The sequence below is a fragment of the Pseudoalteromonas sp. MER144-MNA-CIBAN-0113 genome (assembly GCF_040308965.1).
Classification (GTDB): Bacteria; Pseudomonadota; Gammaproteobacteria; order Enterobacterales; family Alteromonadaceae; genus Pseudoalteromonas; species Pseudoalteromonas tetraodonis.
The window spans coordinates 1-272 of record NZ_JBEOOG010000354.1; the positions used below are offsets into that span (position 1 = coordinate 1).

Annotated in this window: 1 pseudogene; it reads right to left on the reverse strand. The window is 37.1% G+C overall.

The features are described 5' to 3' along the window. Positions 1-248: pseudogene (locus AAEY57_RS20010) on the reverse strand (LysR family transcriptional regulator); the annotation flags it as partial. Between the last annotated feature and the right edge of the window lie 24 nt (positions 249-272).

Here is a 272-nt window from a genome sequence, read left to right on the forward strand (position 1 = left end):
GTTATACACAGATCGGCACCGCCATCAAGTAAGGCTTCAATTGCACCTGTTATGTACTCTTGCCTGATTATTATTTGAGTTTCAGGGAACTGATTTTGCATATTTTTTAGTAATGGTAAAATACCTTTTAAATTAAATGATGCTTCAATTGCAATCGTTATACTTACCTCGTTCCCCTGTGCTATGTGGTGTGCAACTTGTTTAAGTTGTGCTGCATCATCTAGCAATTTCATAGCCTTATGAAACATAGTTTTTCCTGCACTGGTAAGCTC